General features: G+C 71.0%; 24 protein-coding genes and 1 tRNA gene. 16 read left to right on the top strand and 9 right to left on the bottom strand.

Annotated elements, in window-relative coordinates; all coding sequences use genetic code 11:
- Positions 1-44: 44 nt before the first annotated feature.
- Positions 45-392: a helix-turn-helix transcriptional regulator gene (locus M6B22_RS21835; RefSeq protein WP_269443679.1), complete on the bottom strand. Its 348-nt coding sequence runs from the start codon at positions 390-392 to the stop codon at positions 45-47.
- 145 nt (positions 393-537) lie between these two features.
- Between M6B22_RS21835 and M6B22_RS21830 the strand changes: the two genes are divergently transcribed.
- Genes M6B22_RS21830 through M6B22_RS21815 form a run of 4 tightly spaced genes read left to right on the top strand, consistent with a single transcriptional unit; the run spans position 538 to position 3,717 of the window.
- The gene (locus M6B22_RS21830; RefSeq protein ID WP_269443678.1) at positions 538-1,263 is read left to right on the top strand and encodes a DUF4389 domain-containing protein; all 726 of its coding nucleotides are present in this window, start codon (positions 538-540) and stop codon (positions 1,261-1,263) included.
- A 60-nt stretch (positions 1,264-1,323) separates the two neighbouring features.
- Positions 1,324-2,136, top strand: coding sequence for a DUF4386 domain-containing protein (locus M6B22_RS21825; protein ID WP_269443677.1), 813 nt, complete (start codon positions 1,324-1,326; stop codon positions 2,134-2,136).
- Entirely contained in the window at positions 2,133-2,852 is a 720-nt protein-coding gene (locus M6B22_RS21820) for an ABC transporter permease (protein ID WP_269443676.1), read from the top strand. The genes M6B22_RS21825 and M6B22_RS21820 overlap by 4 nt, the downstream gene beginning before the upstream one ends.
- Before the next feature lie 16 nt (positions 2,853-2,868).
- Positions 2,869-3,717, top strand: a complete 849-nt coding sequence (locus tag M6B22_RS21815) for an SDR family oxidoreductase (RefSeq protein WP_269443675.1) — start codon at positions 2,869-2,871, stop codon at positions 3,715-3,717.
- A gap of 149 nt (positions 3,718-3,866) precedes the next feature.
- Here M6B22_RS21815 and M6B22_RS21810 read toward each other — a convergent pair.
- A tRNA-Leu gene (locus tag M6B22_RS21810) sits at positions 3,867-3,951 on the bottom strand.
- Positions 3,952-4,160: 209 nt separating this feature from the next.
- On the opposite strand from M6B22_RS21810, the gene M6B22_RS21805 reads away from it, so the two are divergent.
- From M6B22_RS21805 to M6B22_RS21785, 5 genes are all read left to right on the top strand, one after another.
- On the top strand, positions 4,161-4,937 hold the full coding sequence (locus M6B22_RS21805; RefSeq protein WP_269443674.1) for a hypothetical protein: 777 nt from the start codon (positions 4,161-4,163) through the stop codon (positions 4,935-4,937).
- Between the two features lie 37 nt (positions 4,938-4,974).
- Positions 4,975-6,291 (top strand): M20/M25/M40 family metallo-hydrolase, encoded by a 1,317-nt coding sequence (locus tag M6B22_RS21800; protein ID WP_269443673.1) that lies wholly within the window; start codon positions 4,975-4,977, stop codon positions 6,289-6,291.
- 5 nt (positions 6,292-6,296) lie between these two features.
- On the top strand, positions 6,297-7,820 hold the full coding sequence (locus M6B22_RS21795) for an ATP-dependent DNA ligase (protein ID WP_269443672.1): 1,524 nt from the start codon (positions 6,297-6,299) through the stop codon (positions 7,818-7,820).
- A gap of 152 nt (positions 7,821-7,972) precedes the next feature.
- Positions 7,973-8,146, top strand: coding sequence for a hypothetical protein (locus M6B22_RS21790; RefSeq protein WP_269443671.1), 174 nt, complete (start codon positions 7,973-7,975; stop codon positions 8,144-8,146).
- A 6-nt stretch (positions 8,147-8,152) separates the two neighbouring features.
- Entirely contained in the window at positions 8,153-8,614 is a 462-nt protein-coding gene (locus M6B22_RS21785) for a hypothetical protein (RefSeq protein ID WP_269443670.1), read from the top strand.
- 61 nt (positions 8,615-8,675) lie between these two features.
- Here M6B22_RS21785 and M6B22_RS21780 read toward each other — a convergent pair whose 3' ends face one another.
- From M6B22_RS21780 to M6B22_RS21770, 3 genes are read right to left on the bottom strand one after another with little or no spacing between them, the layout of a single operon-like run.
- Positions 8,676-9,614, bottom strand: coding sequence for a CU044_5270 family protein (locus M6B22_RS21780; RefSeq protein WP_269443669.1), 939 nt, complete (start codon positions 9,612-9,614; stop codon positions 8,676-8,678).
- Positions 9,611-10,153 carry an RNA polymerase sigma factor gene (locus M6B22_RS21775; protein WP_269443668.1) on the bottom strand — a complete coding sequence of 181 codons (543 nt, stop codon included), beginning with the start codon at positions 10,151-10,153 and terminating at the stop codon, positions 9,611-9,613. Before M6B22_RS21775 ends, M6B22_RS21780 begins: the two co-directional genes overlap by 4 nt.
- 39 nt (positions 10,154-10,192) lie before the next feature.
- Complete coding sequence (locus tag M6B22_RS21770; RefSeq protein ID WP_269443667.1) at positions 10,193-10,432, bottom strand: DUF5703 family protein; 240 nt, start codon at positions 10,430-10,432, stop codon at positions 10,193-10,195.
- A 103-nt stretch (positions 10,433-10,535) separates the two neighbouring features.
- Here M6B22_RS21770 and M6B22_RS21765 point away from each other — a divergent pair, with 103 nt between their 5' ends.
- Complete coding sequence (locus M6B22_RS21765) at positions 10,536-10,754, top strand: hypothetical protein (RefSeq protein ID WP_269443666.1); 219 nt, start codon at positions 10,536-10,538, stop codon at positions 10,752-10,754.
- A gap of 25 nt (positions 10,755-10,779) precedes the next feature.
- Here M6B22_RS21765 and M6B22_RS21760 read toward each other — a convergent pair whose 3' ends face one another.
- Positions 10,780-12,573 (bottom strand): AAA family ATPase, encoded by a 1,794-nt coding sequence (locus M6B22_RS21760; protein ID WP_269443665.1) that lies wholly within the window; start codon positions 12,571-12,573, stop codon positions 10,780-10,782.
- A gap of 140 nt (positions 12,574-12,713) precedes the next feature.
- Positions 12,714-13,685, bottom strand: a complete 972-nt coding sequence (locus M6B22_RS21755; RefSeq protein WP_269443664.1) for an aldo/keto reductase — start codon at positions 13,683-13,685, stop codon at positions 12,714-12,716.
- 60 nt (positions 13,686-13,745) lie between these two features.
- Here M6B22_RS21755 and M6B22_RS21750 point away from each other — a divergent pair, with 60 nt between their 5' ends.
- The 5 genes from M6B22_RS21750 to M6B22_RS21730 are packed head-to-tail and all read left to right on the top strand — an operon-like array spanning position 13,746 to position 17,676.
- Positions 13,746-14,795: an LLM class F420-dependent oxidoreductase gene (locus M6B22_RS21750; RefSeq protein ID WP_269443663.1), complete on the top strand. Its 1,050-nt coding sequence runs from the start codon at positions 13,746-13,748 to the stop codon at positions 14,793-14,795.
- Entirely contained in the window at positions 14,792-15,643 is an 852-nt protein-coding gene (locus M6B22_RS21745) for an undecaprenyl-diphosphate phosphatase (RefSeq protein WP_269443662.1), read from the top strand. The genes M6B22_RS21750 and M6B22_RS21745 overlap by 4 nt, the downstream gene beginning before the upstream one ends.
- A complete protein-coding gene (locus M6B22_RS21740; protein WP_269443661.1) occupies positions 15,644-16,348 on the top strand; it encodes an MSMEG_4193 family putative phosphomutase in 705 nt (234 codons plus the stop codon).
- Between the two features lie 21 nt (positions 16,349-16,369).
- On the top strand, positions 16,370-16,933 hold the full coding sequence (locus M6B22_RS21735) for a DUF3090 family protein (RefSeq protein WP_269443660.1): 564 nt from the start codon (positions 16,370-16,372) through the stop codon (positions 16,931-16,933).
- Positions 16,930-17,676: an SCO1664 family protein gene (locus M6B22_RS21730; protein ID WP_269443659.1), complete on the top strand. Its 747-nt coding sequence runs from the start codon at positions 16,930-16,932 to the stop codon at positions 17,674-17,676. Before M6B22_RS21735 ends, M6B22_RS21730 begins: the two co-directional genes overlap by 4 nt.
- A gap of 3 nt (positions 17,677-17,679) precedes the next feature.
- Here M6B22_RS21730 and M6B22_RS21725 read toward each other — a convergent pair whose 3' ends face one another.
- Entirely contained in the window at positions 17,680-18,117 is a 438-nt protein-coding gene (locus M6B22_RS21725; protein WP_269443658.1) for an SRPBCC family protein, read from the bottom strand.
- 30 nt (positions 18,118-18,147) lie between these two features.
- Here M6B22_RS21725 and mshC point away from each other — a divergent pair, with 30 nt between their 5' ends.
- Entirely contained in the window at positions 18,148-19,383 is a 1,236-nt protein-coding gene (gene mshC, locus M6B22_RS21720; RefSeq protein ID WP_269443657.1) for a cysteine--1-D-myo-inosityl 2-amino-2-deoxy-alpha-D-glucopyranoside ligase, read from the top strand.
- 10 nt (positions 19,384-19,393) lie between these two features.
- Here the strand turns inward: mshC and M6B22_RS21715 are convergent, their stop codons facing one another.
- Positions 19,394-20,287, bottom strand: a complete 894-nt coding sequence (locus M6B22_RS21715) for a PAC2 family protein (RefSeq protein ID WP_269443656.1) — start codon at positions 20,285-20,287, stop codon at positions 19,394-19,396.
- Positions 20,288-20,341: the final 54 nt, after the last annotated feature.

Below are 20,341 nucleotides of genomic sequence, written 5' to 3'. Positions count from 1 at the left end.
CTGAGGCCACGGCACGGATCGCACGCCGGGCGCCTACCGGGTGCTCACCCGCGGCGCGGACGCAGTGTCGGGTGGGGTTTCGGATGCTCGTTCGTGTTCAGGACTTCGAGCAGCGGCCCTACCGACAGGTCACGAAGCATGGGATGGCGGAGTTGGCCGCGGTGATCGATCGTGTAGTGGTTGCGCCGCCCCACCTTGGTTCGCTCGACGTATCCGTCGGCGATCAGGTCGGCAAGGATGCGCTGCGCGGCCCGTTCGGTGATCTCGATCTGCGCGGCGATGTCGCGGGCGCGGCACTGGGGATCACGCGCGATACAGAGCAGAACGTGCGCGTGGTTGGTGAGGAAGGCCCAGGTGCCGACCCGGGTCTCGTTCTCCTGAATGTTCGTCACGCGCCATCTTCCTTTGCAGACACAGTTATCGCGAAAGCATATACGCGACAGAAATAGCGTGTATTGTACGAACCCTCCTGGAGCCGCTCCCGGCCTGCGAGGCAGCAACCCGTCGCCGCCTTTGGGGCGGCAGAGAGGTTCCGTCATGGAGACCACCGCATCCCGCTACCCGCTCCAACTCAGCGGCGAGCTTTCGCCCGGACTCAGCCGCTGGCTCTGGTTGGTGAAATGGTTCCTGGCGATCCCGCACTTCTTGGTTCTCGTCTTCCTCTGGATCGCGTTCGTCGTCGTGAGCGTGGTGGCCTTCTTCGCAATCCTGTTCACCGGCCACTATCCACGCGCGATCTTCGACTTCAACGTCGGGGTGCTGCGCTGGAGCTGGCGCGTCGGCTTCTACAGTCACAGCGCACTAGGCACCGATCGCTACCCGCCGTTCACCCTCAAGGACGTTCCTGACTACCCGGCGCGGATCGAGGTGGCGTACCCGGAGTCACTCTCGCGCGGCTTGGTGCTGGTGAAGTGGTGGCTGCTCGCCCTGCCTCACTATCTCGTGGTGGCGGTGTTCGCCGGCGGCGCCTGGGCCGGCATCAACGCAGCCAACGACGACTCGGGGTGGACGTCCGGCGGAGGCCTCATCGCGCTGCTGGTCCTGATCGCAGGCATCGTCCTGCTGTTCACCGGCCGCTACCCGAAGGGCATCTTCGAGTTCGTCCTCGGCATGAACCGCTGGACCTACCGCGTCGCCGCCTACGCCGCCCTGATGACCGACACCTACCCGCCTTTCCGTCTGGACATGGGTGGTCAGGAATCACCACCGGTCATCGCTGCAGCCGACCCGATCGCGCCCAAGCCGACGCCCCAGTTCCTATGACCCTGGGTGCGCCTCGATCCTCCGGCGCCAACGCAGTCACCCCGACATAAGGAGCCAGGCGTGTCGATCTCACTTCCCGAGGTGCCACAACCCGTCAACGAAGCCGAGAAGGCGCCCGCGTCCGTGGCACGGCCGGGGCGACGGATCGCCCTGATCACCGGGGTGCTCTTCTTGATCACGTTCGTCACCTCGATACCCGCGTTGCTGCTCTACCAGCCCGTTCTCAACCACGTCGGCTTCATCGTCGGTGACGGTGGGGACACCCGGGTGCTGTGGGGCGCGTTTCTCGAACTGCTGCTCATCGTCGCGAACATCGGGACCGCGGTCGTGATCTTCCCGATCCTCAAACGGCAGCATGAAGGGCTCGCACTCGGTTATGTCACGGCCCGGGTCATCGAGTGTGTCTTCATCGGCGTCGGCGTCCTCAGTCTGCTGGCGATCGTGACCCTGCGGCAGGACCTGGCCGGGACCGGCGCTAACCGCGACACGCTCACCACCGTGGGCCGCTCACTCGTGGCCGTCAAGGATTGGACCTTCCTGCTCGGGCCCGGCTTCGTCGTCGGCATCGGCAACGGGCTGATCCTGGGCTACCTGATGTACCGCTCGGGCCTCGTGCCGCGCCGGATGGCCATGCTCGGGCTAATCGGCGGCCCGCTGATCGTCGCGTCCGGGACCGCGGTCCTGTTCGGCGGCATCGCGTTCGGCGGGGCGGCCCAGTTCGTCGCGACCATCCCGGAGTTCGCATGGGAGCTGTCGCTCGGTATCTACCTGACGGTCAAGGGCTTCACGCCCTCTGCTCTCACCGACCGCACGCCGCCATCGGGCAATGCCGCTACGACCGTCCGCCCGACCGCAGCCACGACCACACGATGATCGAGGTGGAGGACCTCAGCAAGCGCACGCTGGAGGCGCCGCGCCTACGAGAGCTCCTCCTCGGCCCGGACGTCACTGCGGGCGCCGCCGCGGCGATGAACCAACTCGAGCCGGGCCAGGGGTTGCGGGTGACCCAGCTGCGGGTCGTCCGCTCGGAGTACACGAAGTCCCGTTCGCTGCGCTCGACGCTGTACACGTTGCTGCTCGCTGCCTTCTTCATGATCGGTCTAGGTGCCGTGTTCGCGGGCATCCAGCCCGGGCAGGCCAAGGGCCTGGACGCCGGTCAGACGGCGGTCTCGGTCAGTCTGACCGGGACGTTCTTCGCGCCGCTGTCCATCGGGGTCCTCGGGGTCCTGGTGATCAGTGGTGAATACAGCACCGGGATGGTCCGCGCCTCGCTGACCGTCGTGCCGACGCGGCTGCCGATGCTATGGGCCAAGCTCGCAGTGCGCGCCGGTGCAGTGTTCCTGACCATGCTGGTCAGCAGCTTCGTCGCGGTCTTCTTCGTTATCCGGCCGCTCACCAGGCTGCTGCCCGCACCGTGGTCGGATCACTTCGTGCAGTATCTGCCGTCCAACGCCGGCGGCATGTTGATCGACGGCACCTACGGCGTCGCCCACCCCTTAGCGCCGCGGACCGGCTTCGCCATGATGTGCACCTACGCGGTCGTCCTGATTGCGTTCGCCGCGTGGCGGCCGCGCCGTGCCGACGCTTGAGCACAGTCGCCGACCGATGGCCGGCAAGACCGTGCTGGTCACGGGCGCCTCCGGCGGCATCGGCCGCGCAACCGCCCTCGGCCTCGCAGAGCGAGGTGCCCACCTAGTGATCACCGGGCGGGACCACCGCCGAATCGAGGACGCCGCGGTCGAGATCCGCGCGGCGGGCGCGGAACATGTGGACGTGTTCGTCGCAGACCTGTCTGTGCAGTCTGAGGTCCGCCGACTGGCCGAGGAGGTCCTTCGAAGCGTTCGACGCATCGACGTGCTGGTGAACAACGTCGGCGGCTTCTGGAACACCCGCCAGGTCACCGCTGACGGCCTCGAGCGGACCTTCGCCCTGAACCACATCGCACCGTTCCTGCTCACCAACCTGCTCCTCGATCGACTCAGACACGACGCGCCCGCTCGGGTTGTCACCGTCTCCTCGAACGTCCACCGCACGGGACGGATCGACTTCGGCGACCTCCAGGGTGAGCGTTCCTACTCCGGCGCCCGCGCCTACAGCCAGTCCAAGCTCGCGAACGTCCTGTTCAGCTACGAACTGGCCAGGAAACTGCAACACACAGCTGTGACGGCCAACGCGCTCCATCCCGGCCTGGTCCGTACCGGCTTCGGAGCCGAGGACCCCGGCCGCGCACAACGGCTACTCGTCCCGCTGCTGAGGCTGTTCATGAAGTCCGCGGCGAGGGGAGCGGCCACGTCTATCCACCTGGCGTCAGCGCCCGACCTTGAGCTGACGACGGGCCGCTACTTCTCCGACAGCAAACCCAAAGCGTCCTCCGACTGCAGCTACGACGAGGCGGTCGCTGCACAACTCTGGCGGATCAGCGGCGACCTCGTCGGCGAAGGCACGCAATCGTAAGGCTTTCGCGCTCATCACGACCGTTGCCAAGATCGATAGCGTGGGCGCAGGGCACCTCGCGCCGCGTTCCGCACCCCGCCGCAAGCCTGGAAACAGGCCACTGCCGGCCTAACGGTGCTGGAGGCCCGGGAAACGCTGGGGCACAACCGTGTCCGAGGGGGGACTTGAACCCCCACGCCCGATAAAGGGCACTAGCACCTCAAGCTAGCGCGTCTGCCATTCCGCCACCCGGACGAGTGCGCTGGCGAGTCTAACCCATCCGAACGCGCCGCCCGACGGCCCAGGCGGGCTACGCGGCACGCCGATCGCGTCGCCCAGTTTGCCCGATACCTTACATAGAGCTAACATCGAGTGGCCGACTCCGAAACGAGCGCGCACCATCTGCCACACGGCGATATCACAAGGACAGCGGCCCCGCGCGGGCCGGCGAGAAGGCGGTGACCATGCAGCGCAGGACGTCACGGCGCACCGTGTTCAGCGCATTCGCGGTCCTGACAGCCATGATCATCGGGATGCTGGCGTGGTCGCCCGCGGCGACCGCAGAGCAACGCTCCGGTCACGCCCGGACCCAGCACAAGCATGCCGCGCAGCAGCACAACGCAGCGAGCAAGCACAGCGCGCACAAGAGCCGCGCGCACGCCAGGGAACAGCAGCCCAAGCAGCACAGCCCGTTCGCCGCGGCGGCGAAGTCTCCGCTCGACGACCTGTTGGACGGCCTACTCGGCGACAACGGCGTAGCGGGCAAGCACGGTCCGGTCGGCAAGATCGTGAACGACACCGTCCCGAAGGCGGTGAAGAAGACGGTCGACAGCACCACCGGCCTGGTCAACACAGCCCTCGGACACGGCAAGAGCACGGCACCCGCGCCGACGCCCCCGAAGCCGACCAGCCGCGCGCCCGGCCATGCACCTGCACAGCCGACCCACCCCACCACGCGTCACGCCGCCGCCACGAGCACGACACCGGCTACCCGCGACAGCGCAGCCACGATCCGGACCGCGCCACTGGACAGCCCGGCGCTGGTGGCCGTCAAGCAACCGGCGGGCCAGAAGGGCAGCGCCCCGGCCGAGGTCGAGCCACCCCGCGCCGTCGCGCTCACCCCGGCGTCGCTGCTCAGCGCGCCCGGCACCGGCATCCTGGTCGGCGTCATGTTCGCCTTCGCAGCCGGCGTGTTCGCAGTCGTCTACGGCGCCGGCTACCGGGGACGCCGCGCCCGCTGATCGTCCACTGTCCGCTCGGGCTGGTAGACACGTCGCTATGAGTGAGCACACCGTCGTGACACCGAGCACCGCCGCCCAGGACGAGGCCATCGAGCTGCTGGGCGAGCTGGTCCGCATCAACACGTCCAACCCGACGCATCCCGAGCGGCCGGCCGCCGAATGGGTTGCCGCGAAGCTGGATGAGGTCGGCATCGGCTCGCAGATCATCGAGGCCGCGCCGGGGCGCGCGTCCACCGTGGCCCGCATCGAGGGGGCCGACCCCAGCCGCGCTCCGCTGCTGATCCACGGCCACCTGGACGTCGTCCCGGCCGACGCGAGCGAATGGAGCGTCGACCCGTTCGCCGGCGAGATCCGCGACGGCTACCTGTGGGGCCGCGGCACCGTCGACATGAAGGACATGGACGCGATGGTGTTGGCCCTCGTGCGCGACTGGGCACGCACCGGCCGCAAACCGCCGCGCGACATCGTCCTCGCGTTCGTCTCCGACGAGGAGGCCGGCGGCCGGCAAGGGGCGCACTACCTGGTCGACAACCACGCCGATCTGTTCGCCGACTGCACCGAGGCGATCAGCGAGGTCGGCGGCTTCTCGGTCTCGCTCGGCGAGAGCGCCCGCGCGTACCTGATCCAGACGGCCGAGAAGGGCATCAGCTGGCTCTCGCTCAAGGCAACCGGCCGCCCCGGCCACGGCTCGATGCTGCACGACGACAACGCCGTCACCCGCCTCGCCGCCGCGGTCTCGCGGATCGGCACGCACGAGTTCCCGGTCGTCGTCACCGACACCGTGCGCGCCACCATCGAGGGACTCGCGGCGGTCAGCGGCATGGACCTGAACCCGGACGACGTCGAGACCTGGCTGCCCAAGCTGGGGCCGGCCGCGCGCATGATCGGCGCCACGATCCGGAACACCGCCAACCCGACGATGCTCGAGGCGGGCTACAAGGCGAACGTGATCCCGTCCCGCGCCGAGGCGACCATCGACTGCCGCTTCCTGCCCGGACAGGAGGACGCGATGCTCGAGGCCATCGACGAACTGCTCGGCGACGGTGTCACCCGCGAGTACCTGGTGCGCGACATCGCCGTCGAGACCAGCTTCGACGGCGCGCTGGTCGATGCGATGTCCGCCGCGCTGCGCGCCGAGGACGAAGGCGCGTACCCGCTGCCGTACCTGATGAGCGGCGGCACCGACGCGAAGTCCTTCTCCACCCTGGGCATGCGCTGCTTCGGGTTCTCGCCGCTGCTGCTGCCGCCCGACCTGGACTTCATGTCGCTGTTCCACGGCATCGACGAGCGGGTGCCGCTGGACGGGCTGCGCTTCGGCGTGCGGGTGCTCGACCGGCTGCTGGCCGCCTGCTGACGCCGATGCTGCTGGCCGACGTCGCGGCCGCGTCGGCCGACGTCGGCGCGACGTCCTCGCGGCTGGCGAAGGCGCAGCGCATCGCCGACGCCTTGCGCGCGGCCGAGGCGACGGACGTCCCGATCGTCGTCTCGTGGCTGTCCGGCGAGTTGCCGCAACGGCAGATCGGGGTCGGCTGGGCAGCGCTGCGTGACGTCCCGCCCGCTGCCGGCACCGCAAGCCTGACCGTACAGCAGGTGCACGCCACGTTGAGCGCGATCGGCGCCACCGCTGGCGCGGGGTCGCAGGCCCGCCGTGCGACGCTGCTGCGCGAACTGTTCGAAGCGGCGACAGTGGGGGAGCAGCTGTTCCTGCGCCGGCTGCTCGGCGGCGAACTGCGCCAGGGCGCGCTGCTCGGCGTGATGAGCGACGGAATCGCGAAAGCGTCCGGGCTGCCGGTCGCCGCCGTCCGCCGCGCCGCGATGCTCGGCGGCAACCTGCCCGACGTCGCCGCCGCCGCGCTCGGCGGGACCGGTCTGGACGGCTTCGCACTTCGAGTCGGACGCCCGGTCGGGCCGATGCTGGCGCAGACGGCGACATCCGTCGACGACGCGTTGGCCCGGCTCGGTGGCGAGGCGCTGTTCGAGTCCAAGCTCGACGGCGCGCGCGTCCAGGTGCACCGCGACGGTGCCGACGTCGCCATCTTCACCCGGACGCTGGAGGAGATCACCGACCGGCTGCCCGAAGTTGTCGAGGCGGTCCGCGCGCTGCCGGTGCGCAGCCTGGTCGCCGACGGCGAGGCGATCGCACTCCGACCGGACGGCAGCCCGCAGCCGTTCCAGGTGACGGCCTCGCGCTTCGGGCGCCGCGCCGACGTGGCAAGTGCGCGCGAAACCCTGCCGCTGCAGGCGTTCCTGTTCGACGTGCTGCATCTGGACGGTGCCGAGCTGCTCGACGCGCCGACCACCGAACGGCTCGCGGCGCTCGATGCGGTCGTGCCCGAGAGCGCGCGGGTCGCGCGCCTCGTGACCTCCGATCCCGCTGCGGCGCACGACTTCCTTGCGCAGACGCTCGAGCGCGGGCACGAGGGCGTGATGGCCAAGTCGCTCACCGCCCCCTACGAGGCCGGACGCCGCGGCGCGGGCTGGCTCAAGGTGAAGCCGGTGCACACGCTCGACCTGGTCGTCCTGGCCGTCGAGTGGGGTTCGGGCCGGCGCAAGGGGTTGCTGTCCAACATCCACCTCGGCGCGCGCGACCCGGAGTCCGGCGGGTTCGTCATGCTCGGCAAGACGTTCAAGGGGATGACGGACGAGATGCTGCGCTGGCAGACCGCGCGGTTCACCGAGCTGGCAGACGGCCCTACCGACGGCTGGGTGGTGCGACTGCGTCCGGAGCAGGTCGTCGAGATCGCCTTCGACGGCATCCAGACGTCCTCGCGCTACCCGGGCGGCATGGCGCTGCGCTTCGCCCGCGTGCTCCGGTACCGCGACGACAAGAGCGCCGCCGAAGCGGACACGATCGACACCGTGCGGCAATTCAAACTCGACTGACCGCACAAAAGGCGGCTTCCCCGGCGGGCACGCCGGCCGGTCCGTTGACCACCTTTATCGGCGGCCCCTAAGCTCACCGTTGGCGGCGAACGGACAGTGCCCGCGAATCGGTGAGCCCTCGGAAATCCCGCCCTAACGGGAGGGGCCTAATCGTGACGGATACGGCAAAGCTAACTGTTGATCAGCTCAAGAAGCTCGCGCTGACGGAAAAGCAGAAGAGTGCCCGCGCGAAGTCCAACTTGATGAAGGTCCGCAAGAGCGCCGACGACCTTTCCAAGGCGGGCGCGGCGGTCGCCGACCTCAGCAAGAAGAACCCGGAGGAGTGAGCCGAGATGCCCAAAGAGCTCGCTCGTGTCGTGGGCCGCTACAACAGCTTGCAGACCCAGGTCAAGCCGCTGTTGCACGACCTGGCCCAATTCGGCAATGACTACATCATCATGAGGGACACCGTGTCGATCCTGCTGGACCAGCTGGCCGGCCAGCTGAAGGACCTCGGTGTCAAATCCGCCGCAGATCCGCGAGCGGCGAAGAATCACGGCGTCATGGGCACGCTGGAGGAAATCGAGAAGCGCAAGATGCTGCTGGCGGACCGTCACGCCCTGTTGGTCCCGATAACGAAGAAGGTAGCGGCAATCCGGGCCGAGGCGGTGAAACTCCAGCTGGACGTCGTCGCCGTCGTCAAGGCAAAGTCCGGATTCTTCTCCAGGTCGAAAAGCCTGCCGCAGTTGAAAGCATTGTCGACCACGTTGCTCAAGTTCGCCGACGAGTTGCAGACCGCCACCGACTTCGGCTGAACAGCCGATTGCGCAACCGGCTGCGCCCTGAGGTCGCAGCGGTTGCGCAAATCGGGTCAGCTCAGTCGGTCTGCACCTCAGCGTTGGCGATCACCGCGGCCGGGACCGCGTCCACCGTGCTCGCCTCGGTGTAGGTGCTGGTGAAGCCGAAGCTGCCACCGTCAGTCGCCCGCTGCTGCTCCTCGAGCAACACCGAGGTGTTCGGGTCGAACAGCAGCGCCTGGGTTTCGTTCGCCCGGGCTTTCCGGTCGTAGAACGTGATCACGAGCGCCGGCCGGCCGAGCGAGTCGGCGCCGGACGCGGCGGTGATGTGCGGCGTCCGCTCCAGAACCCGGATCGCGGCGGCGCGTAGTTCCGGCGAGGCCATCCCGCCGCGCAGCATGTCGCCCACCGCCACGAACACCGCCTCGTCCCGCGACGACGAACCGCTCACGTGCGAGCGGAGGTAGTCGCGCAGGCCGCCGACATCAGTGGGCAGGCCGGCGAGAAACTTCGGCGACGGCGAGGAGAAGTCACTCCCACGATCGGCAGCGAGGAACTGCAGGTACGCCGTCTGTCCCGCGAACGGGAAGCCGATGCGCTTGGACCACACCGTGCCGTCGTAGGAGGTCCAGTCCTCGATGACGGTCGTGTGCGGCTGATCGCCGGTCTGCACCTCCTTGTCCCGCAGGTGCCGGAACTGGCCGGGCCGGACGAGGTCCGCCGGCGAGGCGGCGGCGCGCACGGCGAGCTTCTCCAGCGTCGCGGCGGCGGCGTTCGGGGCCGCACCCGGCGTCCCCGAGGGGAGCACGAGGCCGAGCACCAGCGCGACGGCAGCAGCCGACGCGACCGCAGCGGCGCCGATCCAGCGGCGGCGGCCGCGGCGCACGGCGAGCACGTCACCGGCGGCCGGCCGTGCGTCGGCGCAGAGCACACGCTCGAGCACGGCGGTGCGGCCGCTCCACTCCTCGTCCAGCAGTGCGTCGGTGGGCCGGTAGGCCGCGATGTCATCCATGGTCATGAGATCTCCTCCAGCAGGGTCAGCAGGTCATCGGGCGATTCGCTGGAGTCGCTGAGGCGGTCCAACCGCTTGCGGGCACGGTGCAGGCGCACGGCGAACGAGCGCTCCGAGCAGCCGGCGACCTGGGCCGCCGAACTGCGCGAGAGCCCGTCCCACGCGACCAGCAACACGGCCTCGCGTTCCAGCTCGGTGAGCGCTGCGAGAGCGCGCAGCATGGCCGACCGCTCGAGCACCGTGCCGTCCACGGCCGGCGACGGCGCAGCGAGCCGCTCCAGCCCGGCGAGCTCCTGGCGGAGCCGCTCGTGACGGGCCACCGTGCGGCGGTGGTTCGCCAGCGTGTTGCGCGCCACCACCAGCAGCCAGGGCAACGGGTCGGACGGGACGTCGCCGAGCCGGCGCCAGGCCACCAGGAACGTCTCGGCGGTCACGTCGTCGGCGATCGCCGGGTCGCTGTGCCGCCGGGCGTAGGCGTACACGCGCCGGCCGAACTGCTCGAAGATCGCGGTGAACCGCGCCGCGTCACTCTCGTGCTTGCTCACACCTCGTACTGTCCGGCCGGCCCGCGGTGATTACGCCGGTCAGACCGAAAGGACGGGAAGTGGCAGGGCGGGCGAGGATCTGCGGCGGCGGCGGAGCACCACCCGGCGGGTGCCGTCGTGGTACCGCTGCACCCGGGCGAGCTCCCAGCCGCCGAACTCGGCGTGCAGGGACAGCTGCGCCGCTGCGGAGAGCCGGCCCACGTCGGCCGGGATCCGCAGCGGCGCGTACTCCCAGTCGGGATCCGTGCCCTCCGATTCCGCGGAGGCCGACGTCTTCATGCCAGACATTGAACGCTCCTTGGCCCCCCAACTCCACTGCGCCCCGCGGCCCGGTCTGTCACCGGGATGGGAGGCAGGACCCGGCAGCGGGTAGGTCATCGCCATGACCACCACCGAAAACCCGCTGTTCGTCGTCGTGCTGACCGAAGAGGGCCAGTTCACGCCACCGCGGGCCGTCGGCCCGTTCGAGAGCTACGACGTCGCGCAGAGCTTCGCTCAGACGCTGGTCGACAAGTGGGAGGCACAGCAGGGCGACCCGCCGCAGGCCACCGTCGTCCGGGTGGAGGATGCGTACCCCGGCGTCGTCGTCGGCGAGATCTGAGCGCCCGTGGCCGGACGAGCCGAGCTCAGGAAGGATCGGCCGACGGGGGCCCGCCGCCGTCCAGGTACTCGCGCAGCATGACCTGTAGCCGGGTGCGCCGCGGCAGCGTCCCGATCTGGCGCACCGCGCGCGCGAGCAGCGGCCCGGCGCCGTGCACCACCGACAGGTGCCGTTGCGCGCGGGTCATCGCGGTGTAGACCAGCGGGCGCGACAGCATGCCGCCGGCCTCCGGTGGGACCACCACGACCACGGCCGGGAACTCCGAGCCCTGCGCCCGGTGCACCGTGATCGCCCAGCCGTGCACGAGATCGGCGAGCGCCTTGCCCTTGACGACCGCCGGCCCCGAGGCGAACTCGACCGTCACCGTGCCGTCGCGCTCGACCTCGTCGACCACCCCGACCTCGCCGTTGGCGTATCCGAACGGCTCGGCCTCCAGGTGGTTCGCGGTGGCCACGACGCGATCACCGACGTCGAAGCGCCCCTTGCCGCTGCCCGGGTTCAGCTTCGCCTTGAGCGCGCTGTTCAGGGCCAGCGTCCCGGCTGCTCCGCGGTGTACGGGCGTCACCACCTGCACCTGGTCGGCCGCGATCCCGAGGGCACGCGGGATCGAGTCGGTGACCAGCTGCACCACCCGATGCGCGGCCTCGGCCGAACCGCGGGCCGGGACGACGACCACCTCGCGGGTCGGGTCGTCGACGGGTGGCAGTTCGCCCTCGCGCACCGCCCGGGCCAGCCGCGCGATCGAGCCGCCCTCGTCCTGGCGGTACAGGGTGCGCAACTCGGTGACCGGGACGCTGCCGGAGTCGATCAGGTCGCCGAGCACGCGCCCGGGACCGATCGAGGGCAGCTGTGCGGCATCGCCGACGAAGACCAGGTGGGTGCCGTCGCGGCAGGCGGTGAGCAGCGCGTCGGCCAGGTCGACGTCCAGCATGGACGCCTCGTCGACCACCACGACGTCCTCGTCCAGCGGCCACTCCTCGTTGCGCGCGAAGCCGCCGTCGAAGCTGACCTCGCCGCCGCTCTGCCTCGGCTGGGCACCGAGCAGCCGGTGCAGCGTCGAGGCGGGGGACGAGCACAGCTCCTCGAGCCGCTTGGCGGCCCGGCCGGTCGGCGCGGCGAGCGCGACCGACTTGCCGGCAGCCTCGGCGAGGGCGACCAGGGTGGCGACGGTCCGGCTCTTGCCGGTGCCCGGGCCGCCGGTCAGGACGCTGACGCCGGACTCGAGCGCGGCGGCGACCGCGGCCTGCTGCGCGTCATCGAGGCTGCCGTGCGCCCGGCGGCCGCGGTCGATGCCGATCGCCTCGGCGGTCGCTGCGAGCCGGGCGATGCCCTGCGCGATGCCGTCCTCCGCCTCGACGTATCGGGCCAGCCCGATGAGGTCGTCGTCGTCATCATCGTCGAGCTCGAGCACCGCACCGGACTCCAGCGCGGCCGACACCGCGGCGGCGCCGTCGCCGGCCCCGAACTCGCGCAACGCGTCGCCGACCAGGCCCGCGGGTGAGACGGTGTGCCCGTCGCGCGCCTGGCGGGCGAGCACGTAGCCGACGAGCGCCCGGCCGCGGCGTGGATCGTCGCGGCGCACGTCCGGGATCAGCGCCCGGGCCAGCCGATCGGCGTCCGCCGGGGTCGCGCCCCAGACGACGAGCAGCTGCCACGGGTCATCGCGCAGCAGCCGGGCAGCCCCTGGCCCGAGGGCGTCCACGACTCGGCCGGCGAGCCGCGCGTCCAGCCCGGCGGGCACGAGCTCGCCGACCACGTCGTAGACCGGGCCGGCGGCGATGAACGCCGACAGCAGCCGGCCCGCGCGCGTGGGCCCCACCTTCGGCAGCAGCGCGAGGTTCGAGGCGCTGACGTCCTCGGGCCCGTCGATACCGGCGTCGGCGAGCGACGCGGCGAGCGTCGGGCCCAGACCGGGCCACAGCCGCGCGTCGCAGAACGCGACGAAGACCGGGTCCGGGCTCAGCTGACGTCCTCCGGGTAACCGACCGGCGGGGCCGAGACGTCATCGAGCGCGTCGCGGATCTCGGCGGGCAGGTCGAGCGTGTCGCAGGCGAGCGCGGCCGTGAGCTGGCCGAGCGTGCGGGCGCCGAGGATCGGCGCGGTCACGCCGGGACGGTCGCGCAGCCAGGCCAGCGCGACCGCGACGGCGGAGGTGGCCAGCCCGTCCGCCGCGGTGGCCACGGCCTCCACGATGCCGGCGGCCTGCGGGCGCTGGTCGATCGGCAACGCGCGGGACGAGGCCGAGGCCCGCGAGTCGGCCGGGACGCCGGCGCGGTACTTGCCGGTGAGCACGCCGCCACCGAGCGGCGACCAGGGCAGCAGCCCCACGCCGAGCGCGGCGGCAGCCGGCACCACCTCGCGCTCGACACCGCGATCCAGCAGCGAGTAGCGCACCTGGTCGGCGACCACGGGCGCGCGGCCGGGCACCGCGCGCTGCCAGGTGACCGCGCGCCCGAGCCGCCAGCCGCAGTAGTTGGACACCCCGGCGTAGCGCACCTTGCCGGCGGCGACCGCGGCGTCCAGCGCGGACAGCGTCTCCTCGAACGGGGCGGTGTCATCGACCCAGTGCACGTACCACAGGTCGACGTAGTCGGTGCCGAGCGCGCGCAGCGAGTTGTCCAGCTGCCGCAGCAGCGCGCCGCGCGAGCAGTCCACGATCCGGCGCCCGTCCGGGAGGCGCGCGATGCCCGCCTTCGTCGCGATCGTCAGGTCGGCGCGCGGGACGACGTCGGCGAGCAGCTGGCCGACCAGCCGTTCGGTCTCGCCGTAGGCGTACGAGGCCGCCGTGTCGACCAGCGTCCCGCCCGCGTCGTGGAAGGCGACCAGTTGGGCGGCGGCCTCGTCCGCGTCGGTCTCCACCCCCCAGGTCATCGTGCCGAGACCGAGATCACTGACCTTGAGCCCGCTGTTGCCCACGCTGCGCTGCTTCACGCCGCGAAACTACCGGCTCGCCGCCGGGACCCGGCGCGGGGTGCTCGCTATGGTGGCGCGGTGAAGCTGGGACTGAACCTCGGTTATTGGGGCATGGGCACGGACAAGGACAATCTCGTGCTCGCCCAGGAGGCCGACCGGCTGGGCTTCTCCGTCGTGTGGGCGGCCGAGGCGTACGGCTCGGACGCGGTCACCGTGCTCACCTGGGTCGCCGCGCAGACCGCGCACGTCGATGTCGGCAGCGCGATCCTGCAGATCCCCGCGCGCACCCCGGCGATGGCCGCGATGACCGCCGCCACCCTGGACAGCCTGTCCGGCGGCCGGTTCCGGCTCGGTCTCGGCGTGTCCGGCCCGCAGGTGTCCGAAGGCTGGCACGGCGTGCGGTTCGCCAAGCCGCTCGCCCGCACCCGCGAGTACGTCGACATCGTGAACCTGGCGCTGGCTCGCAAGCGCGTACGGTACGACGGCCAGACCTATCAGCTGCCGCTTCCGGACGGGCCGGGCAAGGCACTGCAGCTCACCGTGCACCCGGCTCGCGAGCACATCCCGATCTACCTCGCCTCGATCGGCCCGAAGAACCTCGAACTCACCGGCGAGATCGCCGACGGCTGGCTCGGCGTGCTGTTCGCACCGGAGCACGCCGACGAGATCCGTACCCACCTGGCGGCGGGGCGGGCCAGGGCCGGCAAGACGCTCGACGGGTTCGACCTCGTCCCAACCGTGCCGCTGAGCGTGCACGAGGACCTCGCCCAAGCAGCCGCCCCCGTGCGCAACTACAACGCCCTCTACATCGGCGGCATGGGCAGCCGCGAGCAGAACTTCTACAACGCGCTCGCGGTGCGGATGGGCTACGGCGAGCAGGCCGCGGCGATCCAGGATCACTACCTGCGGCGCGACTACGAGGCGGCCGCCGCTGCCGTCCCGGCGGAGTTCGTCGACGCCACCTCGCTCCTCGGTCCGCCGGCGCGCATCGCCGAACGGATGGCCGGGTTCGCCGCGGCGGGCGTCACCACCTTGTCGATCGTGCCCTACGGCGAAGGCATCGACGATCGGCTGCGCACGCTGCAGGTGGCCGTCGCGGCCCTGGAGCAGGCTGGCCTGGCCGAATGACGCTGCTTCAAGCGCTCGTCCTCGGGCTGGTCCAGGGGCTGACCGAGTTCCTGCCCATCTCGTCCACCGCCCACCTGCGCATCGTTCCCGCGATCTTCGGCTGGCACTTCTACGGCGGCTCGACGAACGACCCGGGCGCGGCCTTCACCGCGGTCGTGCAACTGGGCACGACACTCGCGATCGTCGTGTACTTCTGGCGCGAACTGCTGCACGTCACCGTCGCCTGGATCCGCGGGCTGTACGACCGCAGCGTGCGCGGCTCGCTGGAGTACCGGATGGGCTGGTACCTGATCCTCGCGACCGTCCCGGTCAGCGTGTTCGGGCTGATCTTCAGCGACCAGATCGAGACCGGGGCGCGCAACCTGTGGCTGATCGCGGGCGCGCTGATCGGCCTGGCCGTGCTGCTGTTCGCGGCGGAGAAGGTCGGCCGGCGCGACCGGGTCGAGGAGCAGATCACCACGGCCGACGCGGTCGTGGTCGGCACCGCGCAGGCGCTCGCGCTGATCCCGGGCGCGTCCCGCTCGGGTACCACGATCACCGCCGGCCTGTTCCGTGGACTCACCCGCGAGGCGGCGGCGCGGTTCTCGTTCCTGCTGTCCATCCCGGCGGTAGTGCTGTCCGGGCTGTATGAGGCCGCGCGGATGGGGAGCAAGCACGAGAACAGCCCGGGTGCCGGCCTGATCGGCGTCGCGGTGGTGGTCGCGTTCGTGGTGGGCCTGGCCTCGATCCACTGGCTGATGCGCTGGCTGGCGAACCACTCCACGTTCATCTTCATCTACTACCGGATCGCCCTCGGTGTGCTGTTGATCGTGCTGCTCAGCACCGGCGTCCTGTCCGCCACCAAGTAGATGTCCACCCTGCTGCTCGTGCGTCACGGGCTGACCGCGCAGACCGGGCCGGTGCTGACCGGGCGGACCCCGGGCGTGCACCTGGACGAGCGCGGGCAGAAGCAGGCCGCCGCGGTCGCCGAACGCATCGCGGCGCTGCCGGTCGCGGCGATCGTTACCAGCCCGCTGGAGCGGTGCACCGATACGGCCGGGTTCATCCGCGACGCGCAACAGGCGGCCGGGCGCGCGCCGCAGTGGCACGTCGACGAGCGGATCATCGAATGCGGGTACGGCAGCTGGACCGGCCGTCCGATCAAGGAGTTGACCAAGGACCCGGTCTGGAAGATCGTGCAGACCCAGCCGTCGGCGGCTCGGTTCCCCGACGGCGAGGCGATGACCGACGTCTCCGCACGCGCCGTGGCCGCCGTCCGCGACTGGGACGCGCGGCTCGGGGGGGACGCGATCTGGGTCGCCTGCAGCCACGGCGACGTGATCAAGGCGATCCTCGCCGACGCGCTCGGCCTGCACCTGGACCAGTTCCAGCGCATCGTGGTCGATCCGTGCTCGGTATCGGTCGTCCGCTATACCGACACCCGTCCCTACGTGCTGCGCTCGAACGACGTCGGTGCCGACCTGACCGCGTTCGTGCCGCCGGCCCGCAAGGGGCGCCGCCGCAAGGCAGCCGACGCCACGGTGGGCGGCGGCGCGGGCAGCGGCCAGGTCTGACGACTAGAATTCACGACCATCATGGCGCGCCAACTGTTCCACTTCGACCGTCCCCGCCGCTTCGTCGCCGGCACCGTCGGCGAGCCCGGCGACCGCACCTTCTTCCTCCAGGCGGCCGACGACGGGCGGATCGTGTCGGTGGCACTGGAGAAGCAGCAGGTCGCGGTCCTTGCCGACCGGCTCGAGCAGCTACTCGACGAGATCGTCACCCGCACCGGCACCGCGCTGCCGGCGTCCGAGCCGGACACCGAGGCGCTGGAGATCCCGATCGACGAGGAGTTCCGGGTCAGCGCGATGGCGCTGGCCTGGGACGGGGACACCGGCCTGGTCGTGATCGAGGCACAGAGCGCGGCCGAGGACCCCGAGGTCGCCGAGGAGACGCTGCTGGAGGACGTCGATGACGGGCCGGACGCGCTGCGGGTGCGCATCGAACCGAACCGGGCGCGGGCCTTCGTGCAGCGGGCCCGCCTCGTGCTCGCGGCCGGCCGCGAGAGCTGCCCGCTGTGCGGGCAGCCGCTCGACCCGGCCGGACACATCTGCCCGCGGCAGAACGGGTACCACCGCGCGCCCACACCGGCTCCGTGATCCCCGACGGGCTGACGCCGCCGCTCGTCCTGCCCGACGCGGCCGCGCTCGAGCTGCTGCGCCGCGGCGAGCTGGAGGTCGAGGGCCGGCTGGTCGACGCGTCCAACGCCACCTTGTACTGCTCGGTCAGCGCCGACGGGGTGAGCGCGGCCTGCGTCTACAAGCCGGTGGCGGGGGAGCGGCCGCTCTGGGACTTCCCGGACGGCACGCTGGCCGAGCGCGAGGTCGCCGCCTATGAGGTGTCGGCGGCGTCCGGCTGGTCGATCGTGCCACCAACCGTCTACCGCGACGGGCCGGCCGGTCCCGGCATGGTGCAGCTGTGGATCGAGACGGACGAGAGCGTCGACCAACTGCGCCTGGCGCGCCGCCGTGACTCCGCCGCACTGCGCCGCATCGCCGTGTTCGACGCGGTGGTCAACAACGCCGACCGCAAGGGCGGGCACCTGCTGCCGACCGCGAGCGGCACGGTCTACGGCGTCGATCACGGCGTGAGCTTCCACGTCGAGAACAAGCTGCGCACCGTGCTCTGGCAGTGGGCCGGCAGGCCGATTCCGGAACACCTCCTGGACGACCTGATCGAGCTGCGCGCCGCGCTGGACCGCGGGCTCGGCGAGCGGCTGCGCGAGCTGCTCACCACCGGCGAGGTGCAGCGCACCATTCGCCGGGTCGACGACCTGCTGGCGACCGGCCGGCACCCGGAACCGTCCGGCGACTGGCCGCCGGTGCCCTGGCCGCCGCTGTGAGCCTCAGCCGGTCGCGGCCAGTTCGGCCAGCTTGTCCAGCGTCGCGATGATGCCGGCCCGGTTGCGCGCCGGAAAGCCCGAGATGCGCAGGAACAGCCGGTTCTTCGCCGGCCGCGCGTCCCACTGCTCGGTGACGCGGGTGCCGCCGTCGACGGGTTCGAACAGATAGCGCCACACGTGGCCGTTGAAGTGCCGCCAGGCGATCACGTTCGGCTCGTCGAACTCGATCACCGTGTTGGTGATCTTGTACGGGGCGCCCAGCTTCATGTCCATCCCGAACTTCGACCCCAGCTCCAGCCGCGTCGGGCCGCCGGAGCGCGACGCCTGCACCGAGCCCGACCCGTCCATCACCGGATGCATCGCCGGATCGGCGACGATGTCGAACAATCGCCGGGCCGGTGCCGCGATGACCTTGCTCTCTGACACGAGGTAGGCGCTCACCCGGGAGAGTCTGCCCGATAAGTTGACGGTATGGATGCCTGGCCCGCGCCACCTGTCCCGACGCTGACCGGCACGGGACCGGCGCTGCGGCTCTTCGACACCGCCGCCGGCGAGATCCGGCCCACCGAACCCGGCGATGTCGCGCGGATGTACGTCTGCGGCATCACGCCGTACGACGCGACGCACCTGGGCCATGCCGCGACCTACCTGGCGTTCGATCTCGTGCAGCGGGTGTGGCGTGACGCCGGCCACGCGGTCAAGTACGTGCAGAACGTGACCGATGTCGACGACCCGCTGCTGGAGCGTGCGGCGCACACCGGCGAGAACTGGATGCACCTGGCACAGCGCGAGATCGAACTGTTCCGCGACGACATGACCGCCCTGCGGGTGCTGCCGCCGGACGAGTTCATCGGCGCGGTCGAGTCGGTGCCGGAGCTGACCGAGGCGATCGCCCGGCTGCTCGACAGCGGCGCCGCCTACCACGTCGGTACCGACATCTACTACGACATCACCGCCAGCGGACACTTCGGCTACGAGTCGGGCTACGACCGTGAGCAGATGCTGCGGCTGTTCGGCGAGCGCGGCGGCGATCCACAGCACGTCGGCAAACGGGACCCGCTGGACTCCTTGCTCTGGCGGGGCCAGCGGCCGACCGAGCCGTACTGGGACACGCCGCTCGGCGCCGGGCGGCCCGGCTGGCACATCGAGTGCTCGGTGATCGCGCTGAACCGGCTCGGGATGTCCTTCGACGTCCAGGGCGGCGGCTCGGACCTGATCTTCCCGCACCACGAGCACTCGGCGGCGCACGCCGAGGCGCTCACCGGTGAGCACCCGTTCGCGCGGCACTACGTGCACGCCGGGATGATCGGGTTGGACGGGGAGAAGATGAGCAAGTCCCGCGGCAACCTGGTGCTCGTGTCCAAGCTGCGGGCCGCGGGGGTGGATCCGATGGCGGTCCGGCTGGCGTTGCTGGACGGCCACTACCGCGCCGACCGCGAGTGGACCGGAGGACGGCTGCCGGCGGCGGAGGCCCGGTTGGCGCGCTGGCGCTCGGCCGTGGCGGTGGACGCCGGGCCCGATGCCCTGACCCTGCTCGGCGAGGTCCGCGACCGGCTCAGCGACGACCTGGACACCGCCGGCGCGCTCGCCGCGATCGACGGGTGGGCCGAGCGGGCCCTGGGCGGCGGGGGCGAGGACGAGGGCGCGCCGGGTCTGGTGCGTGACCTGGTGGACGCCCTGCTCGGCGTCGCGGTCCGGCCGGCCTGACCGCGACGGCTCAGCCGTGCCCGCCGGGCCCGGCATGACCGCCGGAACCGCCGTGCCCGCGGTCGCGGCGCCGTAGGTAGCGCTCGAACTCGCGCGCGATCGCGTCGCCCGAGGTCGCCTTCAACTCGGTGCGGTCGATCTCGTCGTCGCGTTCTTCCAGGTTGCGGATGTACTCGGTGACCTCGTCGTCCTCGGCGGCCATCTCGTCCACCAGCTTCTGCCACTCGTCGGCCTGCTGGGGCAGCTCGGCCAGCGGGACGGGCAGGTCGAGCACCTCCTCGACCGCGTGCAGCAGGGCGAGCGTGGCCTTGGGGTTCGGCGGCTGCGACACGTAGTGCGGCACGCCGGCCCAGAACGAGATCGCCGGGATGCCGATCCCGACGCACGCGTCCTGCAACACCCCGACGATGCCGGTCGGCCCCTCGTACCGCGAGTTCTCCAGGCCGTACCGTGCGGCGGACTCGGCGTCGTACGCGGTTCCGCTGACCTGCGTCGCCCGGGTGTGCGGCGTGTCCGACAGCAACGCACCGAGCGTCACGACGTGCTGCACCCCCACCTCGTTGAGCACCGCGAGCAGCTCGGCGCAGAACTCGCGCCAGCGCATGTTCGGCTCGATGCCGCGGATCAGCACCACGTCGAACTCGGCACCCGGCGGCCGGCACACCGAGAACCGCGTCGTCGGCCAGGTGATGCGCCGGGTCACGCCATCGACCAGCGACACCGTCGGCCGGTTGACCTGGAAGTCGTAGTAGTCGTCGGGCCCGATCTCGGTGAGCTGCTCGGCGTCCCACACCAGCTCCAGATGCTCGACGGCGCCCGTAGCCGCGTCGCCTGCATCGTTCCAGCCCTCGAACGCGGCAACCACCACGGGATTGGTCAGCGTCGGCCAGCCCGCATCGTCCATTCGCCCAGCCTACGACCGTGCCGCGCCGTGCCAGGGCCAGCCGCGCCCGCTTCA

The organism is Jatrophihabitans cynanchi (genome assembly GCF_027247405.1).
GTDB classification, from domain to species: Bacteria; Actinomycetota; Actinomycetes; order Mycobacteriales; family Jatrophihabitantaceae; genus Jatrophihabitans_B; species Jatrophihabitans_B cynanchi.
This window is presented reverse-complemented; position numbering and strand designations above follow the sequence as displayed.

What these genes read in the sequence shown, in the direction of transcription:
- M6B22_RS21830 (WP_269443678.1), top strand. Translation starts at nt 538, where the DNA reads ATGGAGACCACCGCATCCCGCTACCCGCTCCAACTCAGCGGCGAGCTT.
- M6B22_RS21820 (WP_269443676.1), top strand. Translation starts at nt 2,133, where the DNA reads ATGATCGAGGTGGAGGACCTCAGCAAGCGCACGCTGGAGGCGCCGCGC.
- M6B22_RS21815 (WP_269443675.1), top strand. Translation starts at nt 2,869, where the DNA reads ATGGCCGGCAAGACCGTGCTGGTCACGGGCGCCTCCGGCGGCATCGGC.
- M6B22_RS21805 (WP_269443674.1), top strand. Translation starts at nt 4,161, where the DNA reads ATGCAGCGCAGGACGTCACGGCGCACCGTGTTCAGCGCATTCGCGGTC.
- M6B22_RS21800 (WP_269443673.1), top strand. Translation starts at nt 4,975, where the DNA reads ATGAGTGAGCACACCGTCGTGACACCGAGCACCGCCGCCCAGGACGAG.
- M6B22_RS21795 (WP_269443672.1), top strand. Translation starts at nt 6,297, where the DNA reads ATGCTGCTGGCCGACGTCGCGGCCGCGTCGGCCGACGTCGGCGCGACG.
- M6B22_RS21785 (WP_269443670.1), top strand. Translation starts at nt 8,153, where the DNA reads ATGCCCAAAGAGCTCGCTCGTGTCGTGGGCCGCTACAACAGCTTGCAG.
- M6B22_RS21780 (WP_269443669.1), bottom strand. Translation starts at nt 9,614, where the DNA reads ATGACCATGGATGACATCGCGGCCTACCGGCCCACCGACGCACTGCTG.
- M6B22_RS21770 (WP_269443667.1), bottom strand. Translation starts at nt 10,432, where the DNA reads ATGAAGACGTCGGCCTCCGCGGAATCGGAGGGCACGGATCCCGACTGG.
- M6B22_RS21765 (WP_269443666.1), top strand. Translation starts at nt 10,536, where the DNA reads ATGACCACCACCGAAAACCCGCTGTTCGTCGTCGTGCTGACCGAAGAG.
- M6B22_RS21745 (WP_269443662.1), top strand. Translation starts at nt 14,792, where the DNA reads ATGACGCTGCTTCAAGCGCTCGTCCTCGGGCTGGTCCAGGGGCTGACC.
- M6B22_RS21740 (WP_269443661.1), top strand. Translation starts at nt 15,644, where the DNA reads ATGTCCACCCTGCTGCTCGTGCGTCACGGGCTGACCGCGCAGACCGGG.
- M6B22_RS21735 (WP_269443660.1), top strand. Translation starts at nt 16,370, where the DNA reads ATGGCGCGCCAACTGTTCCACTTCGACCGTCCCCGCCGCTTCGTCGCC.
- mshC (WP_269443657.1), top strand. Translation starts at nt 18,148, where the DNA reads ATGGATGCCTGGCCCGCGCCACCTGTCCCGACGCTGACCGGCACGGGA.
- M6B22_RS21715 (WP_269443656.1), bottom strand. Translation starts at nt 20,287, where the DNA reads ATGGACGATGCGGGCTGGCCGACGCTGACCAATCCCGTGGTGGTTGCC.